The organism is Luethyella okanaganae, from assembly GCF_042660285.1.
GTDB classification, from domain to species: Bacteria; Actinomycetota; Actinomycetes; order Actinomycetales; family Microbacteriaceae; genus Luethyella; species Luethyella okanaganae.
Genome location: NZ_JBHSTP010000001.1, coordinates 824,490 through 840,622, shown reverse-complemented (window position 1 = coordinate 840,622; position 16,133 = coordinate 824,490). Strand labels below are relative to the sequence as shown.

The 16,133-nt window shown below is 66.3% G+C and carries 20 protein-coding genes and 1 pseudogene; 8 read left to right on the top strand and 13 right to left on the bottom strand.

From position 1 onward, the window contains the following. Positions 1 to 51: 51 nt before the first annotated feature. Positions 52 to 305: pseudogene (locus tag ACFQB0_RS03890) on the bottom strand (DUF2469 family protein); the annotation flags it as partial. A 185-nt stretch (positions 306 to 490) separates the two neighbouring features. On the opposite strand from ACFQB0_RS03890, the gene ACFQB0_RS03885 reads away from it, so the two are divergent. Further along, positions 491 to 1,246, top strand: a complete 756-nt coding sequence (locus tag ACFQB0_RS03885) for a hypothetical protein (RefSeq protein ID WP_386727801.1) — start codon at positions 491 to 493, stop codon at positions 1,244 to 1,246. Positions 1,247 to 1,258: 12 nt separating this feature from the next. Then, complete coding sequence (locus tag ACFQB0_RS03880; protein WP_386727798.1) at positions 1,259 to 1,651, top strand: hypothetical protein; 393 nt, start codon at positions 1,259 to 1,261, stop codon at positions 1,649 to 1,651. Positions 1,652 to 1,791: 140 nt separating this feature from the next. On the opposite strand, the gene ACFQB0_RS03875 is transcribed toward ACFQB0_RS03880, so the two are convergent. From ACFQB0_RS03875 to ACFQB0_RS03855, 5 genes are all read right to left on the bottom strand, one after another. After that, positions 1,792 to 2,115, bottom strand: a complete 324-nt coding sequence (locus ACFQB0_RS03875) for a DUF2469 family protein (protein WP_386727796.1) — start codon at positions 2,113 to 2,115, stop codon at positions 1,792 to 1,794. A gap of 12 nt (positions 2,116 to 2,127) precedes the next feature. Beyond that, a complete protein-coding gene (locus tag ACFQB0_RS03870; protein ID WP_386727793.1) occupies positions 2,128 to 2,805 on the bottom strand; it encodes a ribonuclease HII in 678 nt (225 codons plus the stop codon). After that, positions 2,805 to 3,554 (bottom strand): signal peptidase I, encoded by a 750-nt coding sequence (gene lepB / locus ACFQB0_RS03865; protein WP_386727790.1) that lies wholly within the window; start codon positions 3,552 to 3,554, stop codon positions 2,805 to 2,807. Before lepB ends, ACFQB0_RS03870 begins: the two co-directional genes overlap by 1 nt. A gap of 64 nt (positions 3,555 to 3,618) precedes the next feature. After that, positions 3,619 to 3,966: a 50S ribosomal protein L19 gene (gene rplS, locus ACFQB0_RS03860; RefSeq protein WP_386727787.1), complete on the bottom strand. Its 348-nt coding sequence runs from the start codon at positions 3,964 to 3,966 to the stop codon at positions 3,619 to 3,621. Positions 3,967 to 4,158: 192 nt separating this feature from the next. Continuing rightward, positions 4,159 to 4,707, bottom strand: a complete 549-nt coding sequence (locus ACFQB0_RS03855) for a hypothetical protein (RefSeq protein ID WP_386727786.1) — start codon at positions 4,705 to 4,707, stop codon at positions 4,159 to 4,161. Between the two features lie 110 nt (positions 4,708 to 4,817). On the opposite strand from ACFQB0_RS03855, the gene map reads away from it, so the two are divergent. After that, the gene (gene map / locus ACFQB0_RS03850) at positions 4,818 to 5,588 is read left to right on the top strand and encodes a type I methionyl aminopeptidase (protein WP_386727783.1); all 771 of its coding nucleotides are present in this window, start codon (positions 4,818 to 4,820) and stop codon (positions 5,586 to 5,588) included. A gap of 354 nt (positions 5,589 to 5,942) precedes the next feature. On the opposite strand, the gene moaA is transcribed toward map, so the two are convergent. After that, a complete protein-coding gene (moaA, locus tag ACFQB0_RS03845) occupies positions 5,943 to 7,046 on the bottom strand; it encodes a GTP 3',8-cyclase MoaA (RefSeq protein WP_386727781.1) in 1,104 nt (367 codons plus the stop codon). Positions 7,047 to 7,159: 113 nt separating this feature from the next. Here moaA and moaC point away from each other — a divergent pair, with 113 nt between their 5' ends. The 4 genes from moaC to ACFQB0_RS03825 all read left to right on the top strand — a co-directional run bounded on the left by moaC (position 7,160) and on the right by ACFQB0_RS03825 (position 9,488). After that, on the top strand, positions 7,160 to 7,681 hold the full coding sequence (gene moaC / locus ACFQB0_RS03840) for a cyclic pyranopterin monophosphate synthase MoaC (RefSeq protein WP_386727778.1): 522 nt from the start codon (positions 7,160 to 7,162) through the stop codon (positions 7,679 to 7,681). Beyond that, on the top strand, positions 7,678 to 8,163 hold the full coding sequence (locus ACFQB0_RS03835) for a MogA/MoaB family molybdenum cofactor biosynthesis protein (protein ID WP_386727775.1): 486 nt from the start codon (positions 7,678 to 7,680) through the stop codon (positions 8,161 to 8,163). Before moaC ends, ACFQB0_RS03835 begins: the two co-directional genes overlap by 4 nt. Next, positions 8,153 to 8,614, top strand: coding sequence for a molybdenum cofactor biosynthesis protein MoaE (locus ACFQB0_RS03830; protein WP_386727772.1), 462 nt, complete (start codon positions 8,153 to 8,155; stop codon positions 8,612 to 8,614). Before ACFQB0_RS03835 ends, ACFQB0_RS03830 begins: the two co-directional genes overlap by 11 nt. Positions 8,615 to 8,741: 127 nt before the next feature. Beyond that, positions 8,742 to 9,488 (top strand): FAD-dependent oxidoreductase, encoded by a 747-nt coding sequence (locus ACFQB0_RS03825; RefSeq protein ID WP_386727770.1) that lies wholly within the window; start codon positions 8,742 to 8,744, stop codon positions 9,486 to 9,488. Here the strand turns inward: ACFQB0_RS03825 and trmD are convergent. The 4 genes from trmD to rpsP all read right to left on the bottom strand — a co-directional run bounded on the left by trmD (position 9,400) and on the right by rpsP (position 11,508). Continuing rightward, positions 9,400 to 10,128 (bottom strand): tRNA (guanosine(37)-N1)-methyltransferase TrmD, encoded by a 729-nt coding sequence (gene trmD, locus ACFQB0_RS03820; RefSeq protein ID WP_386727767.1) that lies wholly within the window; start codon positions 10,126 to 10,128, stop codon positions 9,400 to 9,402. The two genes, ACFQB0_RS03825 and trmD, sit on opposite strands and share 89 nt — an antisense overlap. A gap of 75 nt (positions 10,129 to 10,203) precedes the next feature. Beyond that, positions 10,204 to 10,827: a ribosome maturation factor RimM gene (rimM, locus tag ACFQB0_RS03815; RefSeq protein ID WP_386727765.1), complete on the bottom strand. Its 624-nt coding sequence runs from the start codon at positions 10,825 to 10,827 to the stop codon at positions 10,204 to 10,206. Beyond that, complete coding sequence (locus ACFQB0_RS03810; protein ID WP_386727762.1) at positions 10,805 to 11,041, bottom strand: RNA-binding protein; 237 nt, start codon at positions 11,039 to 11,041, stop codon at positions 10,805 to 10,807. Before ACFQB0_RS03810 ends, rimM begins: the two co-directional genes overlap by 23 nt. Before the next feature lie 2 nt (positions 11,042 to 11,043). After that, positions 11,044 to 11,508, bottom strand: coding sequence for a 30S ribosomal protein S16 (gene rpsP, locus ACFQB0_RS03805; protein ID WP_386727759.1), 465 nt, complete (start codon positions 11,506 to 11,508; stop codon positions 11,044 to 11,046). Between the two features lie 405 nt (positions 11,509 to 11,913). Between rpsP and ACFQB0_RS03800 the strand changes: the two genes are divergently transcribed. Then, entirely contained in the window at positions 11,914 to 13,047 is a 1,134-nt protein-coding gene (locus tag ACFQB0_RS03800) for a glutamate--cysteine ligase (RefSeq protein WP_386727756.1), read from the top strand. Positions 13,048 to 13,409: 362 nt separating this feature from the next. Here the strand turns inward: ACFQB0_RS03800 and ACFQB0_RS03795 are convergent, their stop codons facing one another. After that, the gene (locus tag ACFQB0_RS03795) at positions 13,410 to 14,138 is read right to left on the bottom strand and encodes an LLM class F420-dependent oxidoreductase (protein WP_386729635.1); all 729 of its coding nucleotides are present in this window, start codon (positions 14,136 to 14,138) and stop codon (positions 13,410 to 13,412) included. 363 nt (positions 14,139 to 14,501) lie between these two features. Beyond that, positions 14,502 to 16,085, bottom strand: a complete 1,584-nt coding sequence (gene ffh, locus ACFQB0_RS03790) for a signal recognition particle protein (protein ID WP_386727754.1) — start codon at positions 16,083 to 16,085, stop codon at positions 14,502 to 14,504. Positions 16,086 to 16,133: the final 48 nt, after the last annotated feature.

The following is a 16,133-nucleotide window of genomic DNA, read 5'->3' as shown; positions in this document are numbered from 1 at the left end:
GACGACCTCCTGCAGCAAGCCTGCGGGAGAGGAGGCCGGTTCGGCGGGATGCTAGCCGGTTCTGTTCACAACCACGTGGAAGGCCGTGAGGTGCAGGAGAGCACGACCGCTACTCGTCGAGCGCGACTTCGGCAGCTCGAACTCGCGCGTAGCGAGCTCTTCGACGCTGACGTCTTTGAAGACGAGCACGCGCACCGACTTCGCGAAACGATTGGCCCGGTAGACGTCCCATCACCGGACGTCCTTCATCGTCAGCTCGAAGGAAAGGAGAAGCCGTGCTCCGTGTCTCGACGCACCAGCTTGACACACTCAGACGACCTTTCCCTTGCTCCGTGTTTGGCGAGCTGGGGACCTGGCGACCCATGGTGTGTGGATGGGTTGTGGTTCCGGGTCGTTGACTGTTACCCTGCCGGGGTCGTGGGAACTATTGTCGACACCGGTTCGGTAACAATACGAGTTAACCGAGAGATGCGAATTGCGCATGAAATCGATGTACATCGTGGCCGGAGTTGCCGCGCTGATTCTGGCTAGCGGAGCTGTGCCGGCACGTGCGGCCGAGCTGACGGGAGATCCGTTGGCGACGATTGCTGCATTCGCTGACAGCACGACTGCGGCGGGTACCGAGTCGGAAACCGGGGTGACAGTCGAGGTACCGAACGATCCCAGCGCGGGAATCATGGTGGAGGGCTCTGACAGCGGCGAACCGGTTACTATCGGCGACGGAGCCGACACCGCTGTGATCGAGGCACCGGGTGTGACCCCCTACTCGCTACGAATACCCATCGATGTTCCTGACGGAGCCTCGCTCGTCGCAGCAGAGGGTGGCGGCGCACAGATTCTCGCGACAGATGGTCTCCCGATCGGTGTCTTTGCGATGCCATGGGCGCTCGACGCGAATGACCAACCGGTCGGGAAGCGCTATGAGATCGAAGGCGAGACAGTCGTGCAAATCGTTGAACACGGCGAGGGCAGCGCATACCCGGTTGTTGCTGACCCCACCTACGTTACGACGACGTACTGGCTCTCGCGCGCCGATGTCGAGCGGATGTGGAACGTGCTCCAGACGACGGGTGCCGTCTGCAACTATCTCCCGCTCCCATACGTCTGGAGCATCTCGTGTGCCGCGGGGTCGGCCCTCGTTGATGCCGTCAGCAGCGCGCACTATCAGCAGAAGCGAATCAAGGCCGTGTATTACAACTGCGGTTTCACGTACTGCAACTACTACCGGTATTACGTGGTGAGCTAAGGAGCTACGACGATGGTGATACGCTCCGGGGCCGGCAAGGCCGCATCGGTGATCCTCGTGTATTTCGCAGCACTGTTGTCAGGGATCTTCACAGGGTTGCTGATCGATGTTGGCGCGGGATATCTCCTGACTGGAACACTGCTATTGCTCGGGATCTATGCGCTCACGCGATTCTTCCGCGGCGGGAACGAATCCGATGAACCTCGCGAGTGGTGGCGGATGACCGCATATCCTCTCGCCGGGTACGTCCTGGCAGTTTGGTTTGCTGCGCAGGCTGTGAGTATGGCGCTCGTGCCGCCGGTCAGTTCTCTCAGCATGGCCGGGACGGCGATCATGCTGGTGATTGCGATCGGCTACGTTAATTCATCAGCCAAGCTCTCAGCGCGACAGCGGGCAAGTTCCTAACGTTGCGCTGTCGGCGTCGACCGGACTTCTTCGTGTCGCCGCCACGACGAATCGGCGGGTTCAGCGGAACCGTCCTGAACCCGGTCTCCACAGGGCTCATCTCCACTGGGCTCATCTCCACTGGGCTCAGTGCGGACAGGTCACTCGTCGAGCGCGAGTTCCTTCGGCAGCTCGAACTCCTTCGTCGCGAGCTCCTCGATGTTGACGTCCTTGAACGTGAGCACGCGCACGGACTTGACGAAACGATCGGAGCGGTAGACGTCCCATACCCAGACGTCCTTCATCGTCAGCTCGAAGTAGAAGTCGTGCTCGGTGTCACGCCTCACGAGTTCGACTTCGTTAGCGAGGTAGAACCGCCGCTCGGTCTCCACGACGTATTGGAACTGCGCCACGATGTCTCGGTATTCGCGGTACAGCGCTAGCTCAACCTCACGGTCGTAGTCCTCGAACTCGTCTTCATCCATCGTGCGTCAATCCTACGCCAACGGGGTCTTCCGTGATTCCGTGGCGACGGCTCCGACCTTGAGCCAGGAGAGCCGGTGCAGCCCGCTCGGCCCATGCTCATCGATGGCGGCGAGGTGCGCGGCGCTGCCATAGCCCTTGTTGCCGCTCCAACCATAGACGGGCTCGGCGGCATGCGCCTCGATCATCAGCCGGTCACGGCGTACCTTGGCGATCACGGACGCTGCAGCCACCGAACCGCAATCACGGTCGGCCTTGACTCGCGTGACGACGCGAAGCCTGGTCGTGAGCGCCGGATTCAGCCAGTCGTGCGCCCCGTCGAGCACGACGGTGCTGGCGAGGATCTCGACGCCCAGCTCGTGCAACGCCGTCAGAGCGCGCTTGCCCGCGAGACCGAGGCAGGCGGTGATGCCGAGCTCGTCGACCTCCGATGCGGAGGCCATGCCGACAGCGGAATACAAAGCCCATGCCTCGGCGACCGGAGCCATCGCCTCGCGCCGAGGCTCGCTCAGAAGCTTGGAGTCGCGCAAGCCGTCGGGAACCCGGGCGACCGTGTGGTCGATCACGGCCATTCCCACCGCCACGGGGCCGGCGAGAGCACCCCGGCCGACCTCGTCGCATCCGATCACCAGTCGAGTGCCGCTCGCGAAAAGCTCCTGCTCGACCTCGAGGGTCGGAACGACGACGGGCATCAGCCGCCGGACCCGCTGCCGACCCCCTGGAACACCTCCGGGTAGTTGCCGAGCCACGCCCAGTGGTTGAGCGGCCAGCTCACTACGAAAGCCCGGCCGACGACGTTGCCGATCGGGACGAAGCCTCTTCCGGGGGCGTCACCGTTGTAGCGCGAGTCCTTCGAGTTGTAGCGGTTGTCGCCCATGACCCAGAGCGAGCCATCGGGAACCGTCACGTCGAAGCCGTCTTTGGAGACCTTGGACTCGCCTGGCGGCAGGGTCACATACGGTTCGGAGAGCGGGATGTCGTTGACACTCATCTGGCCGAGGGCGTTGCAGCAGACCACGTGGTCGCCCGGAAGCCCGATGACACGCTTGATGAGGTGGTCGTTGCTGTCGGGTGCCGAGAGACCGACGAGCGAGAGCAGCCAGTCCAGGCTCGCCACGATCGGGTTCTGCTCGGGAACAGGCTGCGGAACGAGCCATCCGCCCGGGTCCCGGAACACGACGACGTCGCCACGGGAGATCGGGACGAACTCGGGTTCGAGCTGGTTCACGATGATGCGATCGTTGACCTGCAGGGTCTCGCGCATCGACTCCGAAGGAATGAAGAAGGAGCGGACGAGGAACGTCTTGACCAGGAAGGACACGAGCAACGCGACCACGAAGATGATCAAGAGGTCGCGAAGGAAGACGAGCGCGCCGCGCTTCTTGCGTTGTCTGTCGCCGCGCGCGCTCCCGGCGCGTGTGCTGACCATGTTGTCTGTCATTAAATGTCTGAACTCCCCCACTCAGTGTATGCGATGGAGGAGTCCAGCTCGTATCGGCGCGCGGCTAGCTGTCGCGCTTCTCCTTGATCTTGGCCTTCTTGCCGCGCAGCTTGCGAAGGTAGTAGAGCTTCGCGCGACGCACGTCACCGCGGGTGACGACCTCGATCTGGTCGATCACCGGGGAGTGCACCGGGAAGGTGCGCTCGACGCCGACCTGGAAGCTGACCTTGCGGACCGTGAAGGTCTCGCGGACGCCTTCGCCCGAGCGACCGATGACGACGCCCTGGAACACCTGGATGCGAGAGCGGGTGCCCTCGATGATGTTGACGTGCACCTTGACGGTGTCACCGGCTCGGAAGGCCGGAATGTCCGACTTGAGGGATGCCGCGTCGACCGCGTCGAGGATATGCATGATGATTCGCTCTCTGTGCCCGCCGCCGGTCGAACACGGACTAGTTGTCGAAAAGAATAAAGAATGATGTGCGATTGCGGACGCACCGTCTGGCGCGTTGCCGGCTCCCCGGGGGCAGAACCGTGCCGCAGCACAATCATCAATTGTGCCATGCACAGGTCCCTCCTCGCAAAAGCGACGGCTAAGACGCGCTCATTCACGCGCTTCGCGGATGACGATCACCTCGCCGTCGCCGGGGAACGAGCCGCTCCCGGGCCTCCCGGCGGGTTCCGCCGGCTGTTCACCACGCTGGCCGGATCGAGGCACGCCCGGCCCGGCGGCTGGCTGCGAAGGCATAGCGGCCTGCTCGAACGCGTCGAGGGTGACCCGCATGCTGCGCGCGCCGTCGGTGAAGAGCTCCCAGAGCGAGATCCAGAATCCGGCGATCGCGGCGAGCACGCCGAGCACCGCGAAGAGGGTCGTCGTGGAACCGAAGAAACCGAAGCCGATGACCGCTCCGTGCCAGACCGTGAAGAGCGCGACGTCGGTCCAGGAGACGGCGCGTTCCCGCCGCACGGTCGGCCGGGCATAGACGAGAAGGCTCACGGCCGTCAGCGTGACGAAGACCACGGGACAGACGAGGAGCAGGCCAAGGATGCCCCAACCGCCCTGTCCGAAGACACCCCAGCCCACGAGGATCCATACGGGAAGGGCGACCGCGGCGACGAACTGCCAGTGGTAGAAGGCCCTGCGGATGATCACGGAACCAGGGTAGCCGCGAAGGCTGGGCGAGCGCTGCGCATTCGCTGGAGGCGCACGCCAACACGCTCCGCCGTCGAGAACGGGGAGAATGGTCCTGACGAGAGGACGCCATGATCGAGTTGAGAACCCCCGCCGAGATCGAGCAGATGAGACCGGCAGGCCGTTTCGTGGCGAGCGTGCTCGAGGCGACGGCCGCCGCCGCCGGGGTCGGCGTGAACCTGCTCGCGCTCGATCGGCTCGCCCGCGATCTGATCCGCTCCGCCGGTGCCGAATCCTGCTACATCGACTATCACCCGTCATTCGGTGCGAGTCCCTTCGGCAAGGTCATCTGCACCTCCGTCAACGACGCCGTGCTGCACGGCCTGCCGCACGACTACGCGCTCCGCGACGGCGACGTGCTGAGTCTCGACTTCGCGGCATCCGTCGACGGCTGGGTCTCGGACTCCGCGATCACGATCGTGGTCGGCACGCCGCGCGACGAGGATCTGCGGCTGATCGACACGACGACCCATGCCCTGGACGCAGGAGTCGCCGCCGCGCAGCCCGGGGCGCGCATCGGCGACATCTCTGCGGCGATCGCCGGCGTTGCTCTCGCGGACGGCTACACCATCAACACGGACTTCGGCGGTCACGGCGTCGGCCGCACGATGCACGGCGACCCCCACGTGCCGAACAACGGGCGCCCAGGCCGGGGGCTTCCGCTCAGACCGGGTCTCGTGATCGCGATCGAGCCCTGGTTTCTCGAGACGACCGACCGTGTCGTCACGGACCCCGACGGGTGGACGCTGCGCAGCGCCGACGGCTCACGTGGGGCGCACATGGAGCATACGGTGGCGATCACCGAGTCCGGTCCGATCGTGCTCACGGCGCGCATGCCCTGAGTTGCTGCACGTCGACGAAGCCGTCGGACCGGTGACCGCGGCACCCCTCATCGCGGCCGGGATCACACCGATCCAGCCGAAACGCTACCGGATGGGTGCGCTCATCCGGCTCGTCTGCGAATACCTGGAGCAGAACCGGGTCATCCGAGTCGAGACGCCATGGCATGGTCGAGCTGCGCGGATCGATCATCGAGCTCCCCGGTGGACGGATCGCGCTCGCCCCGACCGCACTCGCGCTCATGCGCACGTTCGTCAAGGCCGGCGCCTCGGCCGCCCGCTCACAGGGTAGCCGCACTGGCACCGCTCAACGCATCCGCACCTCGAGTCGCCGTCGGGACGTCGGCGGCGAGCCGCCTATCCGCCGATCGCGCTCATGCTACGGGTCGGTTGCACGAAATCGGGGCGATTGACGCCATGACCGGCGGCCTTGCGCCACATCTCTGCCTGCCACAGCCTGGCGATCGTCTCATCGTCGGCTCCCGCACGCAACGGTCCGAGCAAGTCGGTCTCCTCGTGCGTGAAGAGGCAGTTGCGCACTCCGCCCTCCGCCGTCAGCCGGGTTCGTCGACAGTCGCCGCAGAACGACTCGGTGACCGATGCGATGATGCCGACTGTTCCGGAGAAGGCCGGCCCCACACCGGTTCCGCGGCGTCGCAACCGCCACAATTCCGCCGGCGCGCCATCTCTCGGAGCGCGATCGGGAGTGAGCTCATAGACCTCCGCTAGCCGCCTTCTTGTCTCCTCAGCCGTCACAAACGAGTCACGCGACCAGCTGTGGTCGGCATCCAGCGGCATCTGCTCGATGAACCTCAACTGGTGGCCGTGCTCGAGGGCCCAGTCGACGAGCTCGACAGCTTGGTCGTCGTTCACGCCGCGCAACAGCACGGCGTTGATCTTGATCGGGCCGAGCCCAGCATGGCGCGCGGCGTCGATGCCCTGAAGCACGCGGTCGAGGAACGGCCGGCGTGTGAGCCGGGCGAAACTGTCGTGACGGATGGAGTCGAGCGAGATGTTCAGCCGGTCGAGGCCCGCAACCGCGAGCGCCTCGGCGCGCGAGGCCAGGCCGATCGCATTGGTCGTGAGCGAGATCTCCGGTCGGTCCGGCAGGTCGGCGCAGGCCGCGACGATGTCGACGAGGTCGGCCCGCAGCAGCGGCTCCCCTCCTGTGAAACGTACCTGCCGCACGCCGAGCCTGGAGACCCCGAGACCGACGAGGCGGCGGATCTCCGACACGGTCATGAGCGCGTCGGCTGGCTGGGTCGGAAGGCCCTCCGCCGGCATGCAGTACGTGCAACGCAGGTTGCAACGATCGGTGAGTGAGACACGCAGGTCCGTCGCCCGCCGCCCGAACCGATCGACGAGCGCATCCGTGGGTGGACGACCGGACGGAGGCTCGTATCCGGCCGGCATCGACGTGGCAGCACCGCGCACACGCGGCATTCCCAGAACGGTCGTCATGCAGACACCGTAGCCCGAGACAGACCCGTTGTGTTGCAGTATCGTTTCGACAGCGTCAACTCGGACCGATGCTCGGCACGGGCGGGCGACCCATTATGCACCCTGGAGGATCGATGACCGACGCGACAACCCCCGCTCCCCCCGCCGCCGCCCTCACACACGAACGCGCCGATGGCGCCGCGCACATGGTCGACGTCGGCGACAAGCCGTCGAGCAAGCGAAATGCGCGGGCACAGGCGACCCTGGTCACCCGGCCAGACGTCATCGGTCTCCTGCTCGCCGGAGAGCTGCCCAAGGGGGAAGCCCTGCCCCTCGCTCGCATCGCCGGCATCATGGCAGCCAAGCAGACATCGACCCTGATTCCACTCTGCCACCCATTGTTCATCACGGGGGCCGACATCGAGTTCTCGGCTGGAACGGATCGCATCCGCATCGTCGCAGAGGTCGGAACGACGGGACCGACCGGCGTTGAGATGGAGGCCATGACGGCCGTGTCCGTCGCTGCCCTCACGCTCTACGACATGATCAAGGCCGTCGACAAGGCGGCGACGATAACCGACATCGCCGTTCTCGAGAAGAGCGGCGGCAAGAGCGCCGACTGGACGCGCCCGCTCGACGATGTGGAGCAGACGTGATCGGCGCAGAACTCTCTGCCGTCGTCGTGACCGTCTCCACCCGGGCGTCCGTCGGCGTCTATCCGGACACGACAGGGCCGGTGATCGCAGCGTGGTGCGTCGCGCGCGGCTTCCGCACCGAGACACGTGTGGTTTCAGACGGCCCAGACCTCGGACCTGCTCTCCGCCATGCGCTGGCCGGCGAACCGGAGCTCATCGTCACGACGGGCGGAACCGGCATCTCTCCCCAGGATCGCACGCCGGAAGCAACCCGCGAGCTGCTCGACCTCGAACTTCCCGGATTCAGCGAAGAGCTGCGGCGGCGCGGGGCAGCGGCATCCGCCACCGCGCTGCTCAGCCGCGGCACAGCCGGGGTCGCGGGGTCCACGCTTCTCGTGAACCTGCCGGGCTCGTCGGGCGGCGTGCGCGACGGGCTCCAACTGCTTGGCGAGCTCGTCGACCACGCCATCGCCCAGATCCACGGAGGCGACCATGCCCGCTGAACCGGGAAACGAGCCAGAGGCCGATTCCGCCGGTTGCCGGATCGCCGAGGTCGTCGATGGCGCCATCTCCATGGCGACGCTGCGCGCCGTCGTCGCCGGAGACGGCCAGGGCGCGATCGTCGCCTTCGAGGGCGTCGTGCGCGACCACGACAACGGTGAAGCGGTGAGCTGGCTGCGCTACACCGCCCACCCGAGCGCGCAGACCGCCCTGCAGGCCGTCGCGGAGACTGTCGCGGAGCGGTTCACCGAGGTCGCGGTGGCCGTGCAGCACCGCATCGGCCTGCTGCAGATCGGCGACGTCGCCCTCGGCTGCGCTGTGGCCAGCGCGCACAGAGCGACCGCCTTCGCCGCGTGCGCCGCGCTCGTCGACGAGATCAAGGCACAGGTTCCGATCTGGAAGGAACAGGGCTTCGAAGACGGCCACACGGAATGGGTGGCCGCGCTCGGGTGAGCCGGCGAGTCGTCCGGGCGATCAACCCGCCCTCACCTCCCCATCCGAAAGATGTGAGAAGCACGCGGCGCTCGAGAAGTGCGGTGCGGCGCTCATCGCCGACAGCGCACTCCCGAACGGGATCACCGTGCTACGTGACCTTGCCGATGCGGAACGCATCGGCTCCATCGTGCGCGAGCGACGGCGCATCGTCGTCTTGGGCGCCGGCGTTCTCGGACTCGAGATCGCGCTCGCTGCGGCCCGCGCGGGAGCCGAGGTCTGCGTCGTCCATCACGGCGACCATCCGATGCCACGCAATCTCGACAGCGGTGGCGGAACAGTTCTGCGGTCGGCATTGAGACACTCCGGCATAGCCATCATCGCGCACAGCCGGGCCGAGGCGATCAGCTGCCACACGGATGCCGATGGCGTCGACAGTTTCGACGCTCTCGTCACAGCCGACGGCAAGCAGATCCGCGGAGACCTGCTGCTGCTCTCCTGCGGCGTGAGTCCGCGCACCGAGCTCGCGACCCTTGCGGGCCTGCGCACAGGCCACGGCATCGTCGTCGGACCCGAGCTGCGCACCTGGGCCGACCCGCAGATCTACGCGATCGGCGACTGCGCGCACGTGGTGGAGCACACAGCCCAGACCGCACAACTGCAGGTGCTCCCCGGCGGGGCGTCCGGCCTGATCGGCCCCGGCTGGCATCAGGCCGCCTGGCTCGCCGCACCTCGGTGGGCGCGTCGAGGGGGGCGATCTGTCCGCCGCCGACGATGGGCCAGCCGGCAGGCGCCCGGAGCAGCCGTCAGTGCGGGGTCTCGGAGGACTCGCCGACGAGCAGGTCTGGGCGCACCCGCCTCGTGCGCTCGAGCTGTTGTTCGCGCCGCCAGGTAGCGATCGCTCCGTGATTGCCGCTCAACAAGATCGGCGGCACCTCGAGTGAGCGCCACTCGGCCGGCTTGGTGTAGCTCGGATACTCGAGCAAGCCGTCCTCGTGCGACTCCTGTACGAGACTCTCGGGATTGCCGACGACGCCGGGGATCAGACGACCGAGCGCCTCGATCATCGCCATGACGGCGACCTCTCCACCGTTGAGCACGTAGTCGCCGAGACTCACAAGCCGCACCCGGCCGCGGGCGCCGTAGTGGTCGAAGACCCGCTGATCGATGCCCTCGTAGCGACCGCAGCCGAAGACGAGATGCCGCTCGTCGGCGAGATCGCGCGCGATGGACTGGGTGAAGCGTTCCCCTGCCGGGGATGGGAAGATCAGGAGCGGTCCGTCTGCATCCGCATGCGCATCCGGGTCATGGCCGAGGATCGCGTCGAGCGCCTCGCCCCAGGGCTGCGGCTTCATGACCATGCCCGCGCCACCGCCATAGGGCGTGTCGTCGACCGTGCGGTGTCGGTCGTGCGTGTAGTCGCGCAGGTCGTGCACGCCGAGTTCGATCAGCCCGGACTGCCGCGCCTTGCCGAGCAACGAGATGTCAAGCACATCGAAGAACTCCGGAAAGATCGTGACGATGTCGATGCGCATGTCTGCGAGTTTAGCCAGCGGAGCGAGACCGGATGCCGCCCGGGCGCAGCGAGGACTCCTACAGAGCTCGGCAGGCTACCCCTCGAAAGCCGGATCGACATCGGCAGCGTCGGGAGCCTCCTGTTCCTCCGACAGCTCTTCGAAGAGTCCGGGCGGTGGCGTCACGGTGACGACACCGCTCCCGATGTCGACGGACGGCACGATTGCCTTGACGAAGGGCACCATGACCTCGCCCCCCACGGTCTTGACGATGATCAGATCCTGCGCGGGAAGGTGGTCGACCCTGGCGATGGTTCCGACGACGACGCCCTCACGGATCACCTTGAGGCCGACGAGCTGGTGGTCATACCAGGCATCCTCCTCCTCGGGCAACTCAGTCTCGTCCTGGTCGACCCACAGGATCGCCTTGACGAGGCCCTCGGCCGCCGTTCGGTCCGCGACGCCTGTGAAGAAGCCGACGGCGTGGCCGTTGTACCAGCGGAGCTCGTCGAGCTTCAGAGTCTTGCCGTGCCACGGCGAACCCGTCGGCACCTGGAGAGAGAACACGGCGCCCGGGACGAAACGCCGCCCCGGATCGTCCGTGAACAACTCGAGCTTGATCGCACCCTTGAGGCCGTGGGCTTTGGTCAAGCGCCCAACCCGTAGCTGGGCACGGCGCGAAGCGTCGACGCCCACCTCAGTAGTCGGTGTCGACGACATCGACGCGTACGCGCCGACCGTCGGCGAGCGCGGCCACGAGGGTGCGCAGAGCCTTCGCAGTACGTCCGGCGCGGCCGATCACCCGACCCAGGTCCTCAGGGTTCACGCGAATCTCGAGAACCTCGCCTCGAGGCGAACTCTTGGCCACGACGTGCACGTCGTCCGGGTGATCGACGATCCCCCGGACAAGGTGCTGAAGTGCGGGAGCGAGCAAGACTAGGCCTGCTCGTCCGCTGCGGGAACCTCGACGGTCTCTTCTGCTGCGACCTCGACGACCTCGACGGTCTCCTCGACAACCTCGGCGTGAGCCTCGTCCTTGACGGCGGGCTTCGCAGCCTTGGGCTTCAGAACCGGCTTCTTCTTCTCGTCTGCGACGAACTCGACCTTGGCTTCCTTGGTCTTGACGGTGTTCTTGGCGTTCTTGTCGCCCTTGAAGATACCCCAGTCGCCGGTGAGCTTGAGAAGCGCCTCGACCTGCTCGGTCGGCTGGGCCCCGACGCCCAGCCAGTACTGCGCACGTTCGGAGTCGACCTCGATGAACGAGGGCTCCTCGGTGGGGTGGTACTTGCCGATCTCCTCGATTACACGACCGTCGCGCTTGGTGCGCGAGTCGGCGACGACGATGCGGTAGTACGGTGCCCGGATCTTTCCAAGGCGCTTGAGACGAATCTTGACAGCCACAATTCTCCTGTGTGTGTTGTGAATGGGCGAACTGACAGCCGTGAGCGTGGGGTGCACACTCGGCAAAAGCTCAGAGAGGACCGCACGCCTGATGAGAGGGTCGGACGGTGCGGTACTCGACTGACCATTCTTGCAGATTTCGGGCTGCTTCGACAATCGGCCTCGATCGGCGCATGCTGCGGAACTCCACCATGGCCGTCATGGCCGGGTCGATCGCTCGACAGTGATTTTTGCTGCGATTCCTCCTGCGACGTTCAACGACCGTGGAAGAGCATGGGCACCATCTTTTCCTCGTGTTGCGCGTCGCATGCGCCAGCCGCCGATCGCGTGCCAAAATTGCTGCAGCACAAACTACAGTGACACGGTCATCCGCTCGGATGACCCCCGGCAGAACGGCGGCCGCCCGTGCAGATCAGCTTCGCCGACTCCCCCCGGTCCACTGTCGGTATCGAATGGGAGCTCGCGCTCGTCGACGGTGCGAGCGGTGAGCTCGTCGGCATCGCCGACGAGGTGCTCGAGGGCCTGCGCGGCGCCGACGGCACCCCGCATCCGCGCATCACGGGCGAGCTTCTGCTCAACACGGTCGAACTCGTCTCCAGTGTGCACGAGACGGTCGGTGCAGCCGTCGCCGAGCTCCGAGAGCAGACCGAGGCCGTGCGCGCGATCACCGATCCGCGCGGCGTCGAGCTCATCTGCAGCGGTTCCCACCCGTTCAGCCAGTGGTACGACCAGCGGGTCACCGACAAGGTGCGCTATCACCGACTCATCGACCGCACCCAGTGGTGGGGGCGGAACATGATGATCTGGGGCATCCATGTGCACGTCGGTGTCGAAAAACGGGACAAGGCCATGCCGCTCCTCGGCGGGCTGCTCGGATATCTCCCCCATCTGCAGGCGCTTTCAGCGTCGAGCCCGTTCTGGGCCGGAGTCGACACGGGTTACGCCTCGAATCGGTCGCTCATGTTCCAACAACTGCCGACCGCGGGACTCCCCTACCAACTCGAGGACTGGGATGCCTACGAGCGCTACGTGCGCGACCTGATGACGACCGGCATCATCGACGACTACACAGAGGTGCGCTGGGACATCCGTCCATCGCCGCATTGGGGCACGATCGAGATGCGCGCCTGCGACGGCGCCTCGACCACAGAAGAACTCGGGGCGATCGCGGCCCTCGTGCACTGTCTCGTCGAACGGATGTCGCAACACCTCGATGCCGGAGGCGCCCTGCCCTGGCTGCAGCCGTGGTACGTGCGCGAGAACAAATGGCGGGCGGCACGGTACGGGCTCGACGCCGAGATCATTCTCGACCCGGACGGGCGCGAGTGCCTCGTGACCGATGAGCTGCGCCGACTCGTGACCGAGCTCGCGCCGATCGCGGAGCAACTCGGGTGCCCCGCGGAGTTGCTGCAGGTGCTGCAGGTGCTCGACCGCGGCGCGAGCTACCAGCGGCAGCTCCGGGTGGCGAAAGCCGCCGACGGCGAGCTCAGAGCGGTCGTCGCGGAGCTCGCGCGCGAACTCCGCGAGGGACTCGGCTAGGAGTCCCTCGCTCAGGCGGGCTCGCCGCGCCCTCGTCAATGGCTATGTTCCATGGGAACACCAGGGCACCTGGGACAGGTTCCGGGATCCGAACAACCGGCTTCAGACGCAGATCCTGTTCACGCTCGCCGGCGCGACCGCAGAGCACCCGGAACTCGACCTTCCCGGACTCAACCTCGACCTCGACGACTTCGCCGTCGCCTTGACCGCGCTACATCGTTGCGAGCCTTCTCGGCCTCTACCCCGATTTCTTCATCGCGAAGAGCGCGGCTCACATCGACAGCAGTTTCGCCACGCTCAAGCGGCGGGTGGAGCGGAGCACGCGCGACGCCGCATCCGGTCAAGCCTCCGAGTAGCGAGGTCTAGGGCGTGACGACGACGTTCTTGTCGTCGCGCCAGGCGAGCCATTCGCGCACGGGTGCAAGATCGTAGTCCGGGCCGCCAACGCCGAGAGTGAACAGCCGCGCTCCGAGGTCGTAGAGCTCATCCGCCTGGCGCGTCGTGCTCCGCCGAAGTTCGACCGAGATCTCGATCTCGGCGGGATCCCTCGACTCCTGTGCACACCAGCGGTGGAGGACGCCGAGCTTGTGCTCGAGAGTCGCCGGATCAGAGAAACTGTGCCAGATGTCTGCATGACGCGCGACGATGCGAAGGGTCTTGCGTTCGCCCGCGCCGCCGACGAGCACGGGGATCGGGCGGAGCGGCGGCGGGTTGAGCTTCGTCCAGCGCTCCTCGATGATCGGCAGATCGCGCGCAAGCGCATCGAGTCTGCTGCCCGCGGTTCCGAACTCGTACCCGTATTCGTCGTAGTCGCGCTCGAACCATCCCGAGCCCGTGCCGAAGATGAATCGGCCACCGCTGATGTTGTCGATGGTTCGCGCCATGTCGGCTTGGAGGTTCGGATTGCGATAGCTGTTGCAGTTCACGAGCGCGCCGAGCTCGACCAGGGAGGTCTGCTCGGCCCAGGCGGCGAGCAGCGTCCAGGACTCGAAATGCAGCCCGTCGGGATCTCCCGAGAGCGGATAGAAGTGATCCCAGTTGAACAGGATGTCGACACCGAGCTCCTCGAGCGCCCCGACGGCGTCACGCATCGACGGGTACAGGGCGTGCTGCGGCTGGAGCTGTACTCCGAGGCGGACGGGGGCGGAAGGAACGGTCGTCACGCAGGCCAGCCTAGAACAGTGCTCGCGCGTCAGCGCCGCATCCGGGCGAACCCGGTGCTCGAAATGGTACGACGGCCACGTCGCACATTCCGTATGCACGGTCTGCTAGCTCGGGTCATGGGGTCGCACACGTCGCCGGGGTGCCCTCGATCGGAGACGGACGCAGCATCCGCGACACTCCCACCAGCCACCGGATGCTGCCGCATCCGGTCAAGCCTCCGAGTAGCGAGGTCAGCGAGGTCTAGGCCGTGACGACGACGTTCTTGTCGTCGCGCCAGGCAAGCCATTGCCTCAACCGCGGCCGAGTAACCTCTGCAGGGCCGCGAGCTCGTCCTCGCTCGGGCCGGCCTTCGCCGCGGCGGCGCCCGCGCCGCCGCCGAGACCGAAGCCGGAGCCCCCGCCGGTCACGGGGTCGCCCAGCTTGACGCCACTCGCGAGCGCCGCATTCTCGGCGGCTCGCTTCGCGGGGTTCCCCGATCGCGAGCCTTTCTTCTTGGGCAGCGCTTTGCCGCGGCCTCCGCCGAAACCGGCTCCGGGGATCGGTCCCATGCCCGGCATGTTCGGCACACCGCCTTTGGCGACGGTCTTCATCATCTTCGCCGCCTGCTCGAAGCGGGTGACGAGTTGGTTGACGTCCGTCACGGTCATGCCAGAGCCTCTGGCGATGCGGAGCCGTCTCGAACCGTTAAGGAGCTTCGGGTTGGTGCGCTCGGCAACCGTCATCGACTGGATGATGGCCTCGGTGCGCACGATCTCCTGCTCATCGAAGTTGTCGAGCTGCTGCTTCATGGCCCCTGCGCCCGGCAGCATGCCCATCATCTTCTTGATAGAGCCCATGTTGCGCAGTTGCTGCATCTGCTTGAGGAAGTCGTCGAGCGTGAAGGTGTCCGTCGCGAACTTCTCGGCGACCTTGAGCGCCTCCTCCTCGTCGAACGCAGCCTGGGCCTGCTCTATGAGGGTGAGGATGTCGCCGAGGTCAAGGATCCTGCTCGCCATGCGGTCGGGGTGGAAGGGCTCGAAGTCGCCGAGGCTCTCGCCCGTCGAGGCAAAGACGATCGGACGCCCAGTGACCGACGCCACAGAGAGGGCGGCGCCGCCGCGCGCGTCGCCGTCGAGCTTGGTGAGCACGACTCCCGTGAAGTCGACACCCTCTTGGAACGCCTTGGCCGTTGCGACCGCATCCTGTCCGATCATGGCATCGATGACGAAGAGCACCTCGTCTGGATCGATCGCCCTGCGGATATCGGCTGCCTGTTTCATCATCTCGGCGTCGACGCCGAGCCGACCGGCGGTGTCGACGATCACGACATCGTGCTGCTTCTGCACGGCCCATGCGACGCCGTCCTTCGCCACCTTCACCGGATTGCCGACACCGTTGCCGGGTTCGGGCGCGAAGACGGGAACGCCTGCCTGCCCGCCGACGATCTGCAGCTGGTTGACGGCGTTGGGCCGTTGGAGGTCGGCCGCGACGAGCACGGGGGTGTGGCCGTCTTTCGCGAGCCACCGGGCGAGCTTGCCCGCGAGGGTCGTCTTTCCGGCTCCCTGGAGGCCGGCGAGCATGATGACCGTCGGCGGCCTCTTGGCGAACTCGAGCCGGCGCTGCTGCCCGCCGAGGATCCGCACGAGCTCCTCGTTGACGATCTGCACGACCTGCTGCGCCGGGTTCAGCGCCTTGTTGACCTCGTCGCCGAGCGCACGCTCGCGCACGGTCGCGGTGAACTCCTTGACAACGTCGAGAGCGACATCGGCGTCGAGCAGGGCGCGACGAATCTCGCGAACCGTGCCGTCGACATCCGCGGCCGACAGCTTGCCCTTGGTACGGAGGTTCTTGAAGGTGTCGGCGAGCCGATCGGAGAGGTTTCCAAATGTAGCCATGGTCTGGCTAGTTTAACCGGTGCGGGTGCCGCTCAGGCACGCCCGAGC

Bases quoted from the DNA above. Each gene is read 5' to 3' on its own strand.
- ACFQB0_RS03885 (WP_386727801.1), top strand. From the start codon at position 491: ATGTACATCGTGGCCGGAGTTGCCGCGCTGATTCTGGCTAGCGGAGCT.
- ACFQB0_RS03880 (WP_386727798.1), top strand. From the start codon at position 1,259: ATGGTGATACGCTCCGGGGCCGGCAAGGCCGCATCGGTGATCCTCGTG.
- ACFQB0_RS03875 (WP_386727796.1), bottom strand. From the start codon at position 2,115: ATGGATGAAGACGAGTTCGAGGACTACGACCGTGAGGTTGAGCTAGCG.
- ACFQB0_RS03870 (WP_386727793.1), bottom strand. From the start codon at position 2,805: ATGCCCGTCGTCGTTCCGACCCTCGAGGTCGAGCAGGAGCTTTTCGCG.
- lepB (WP_386727790.1), bottom strand. From the start codon at position 3,554: ATGACAGACAACATGGTCAGCACACGCGCCGGGAGCGCGCGCGGCGAC.
- rplS (WP_386727787.1), bottom strand. From the start codon at position 3,966: ATGCATATCCTCGACGCGGTCGACGCGGCATCCCTCAAGTCGGACATT.
- map (WP_386727783.1), top strand. From the start codon at position 4,818: ATGATCGAGTTGAGAACCCCCGCCGAGATCGAGCAGATGAGACCGGCA.
- moaA (WP_386727781.1), bottom strand. From the start codon at position 7,046: ATGACGACCGTTCTGGGAATGCCGCGTGTGCGCGGTGCTGCCACGTCG.
- moaC (WP_386727778.1), top strand. From the start codon at position 7,160: ATGACCGACGCGACAACCCCCGCTCCCCCCGCCGCCGCCCTCACACAC.
- ACFQB0_RS03830 (WP_386727772.1), top strand. From the start codon at position 8,153: ATGCCCGCTGAACCGGGAAACGAGCCAGAGGCCGATTCCGCCGGTTGC.
- trmD (WP_386727767.1), bottom strand. From the start codon at position 10,128: ATGCGCATCGACATCGTCACGATCTTTCCGGAGTTCTTCGATGTGCTT.
- rimM (WP_386727765.1), bottom strand. From the start codon at position 10,827: ATGTCGTCGACACCGACTACTGAGGTGGGCGTCGACGCTTCGCGCCGT.
- ACFQB0_RS03795 (WP_386729635.1), bottom strand. From the start codon at position 14,138: ATGCGTGACGCCGTCGGGGCGCTCGAGGAGCTCGGTGTCGACATCCTG.
- ffh (WP_386727754.1), bottom strand. From the start codon at position 16,085: ATGGCTACATTTGGAAACCTCTCCGATCGGCTCGCCGACACCTTCAAG.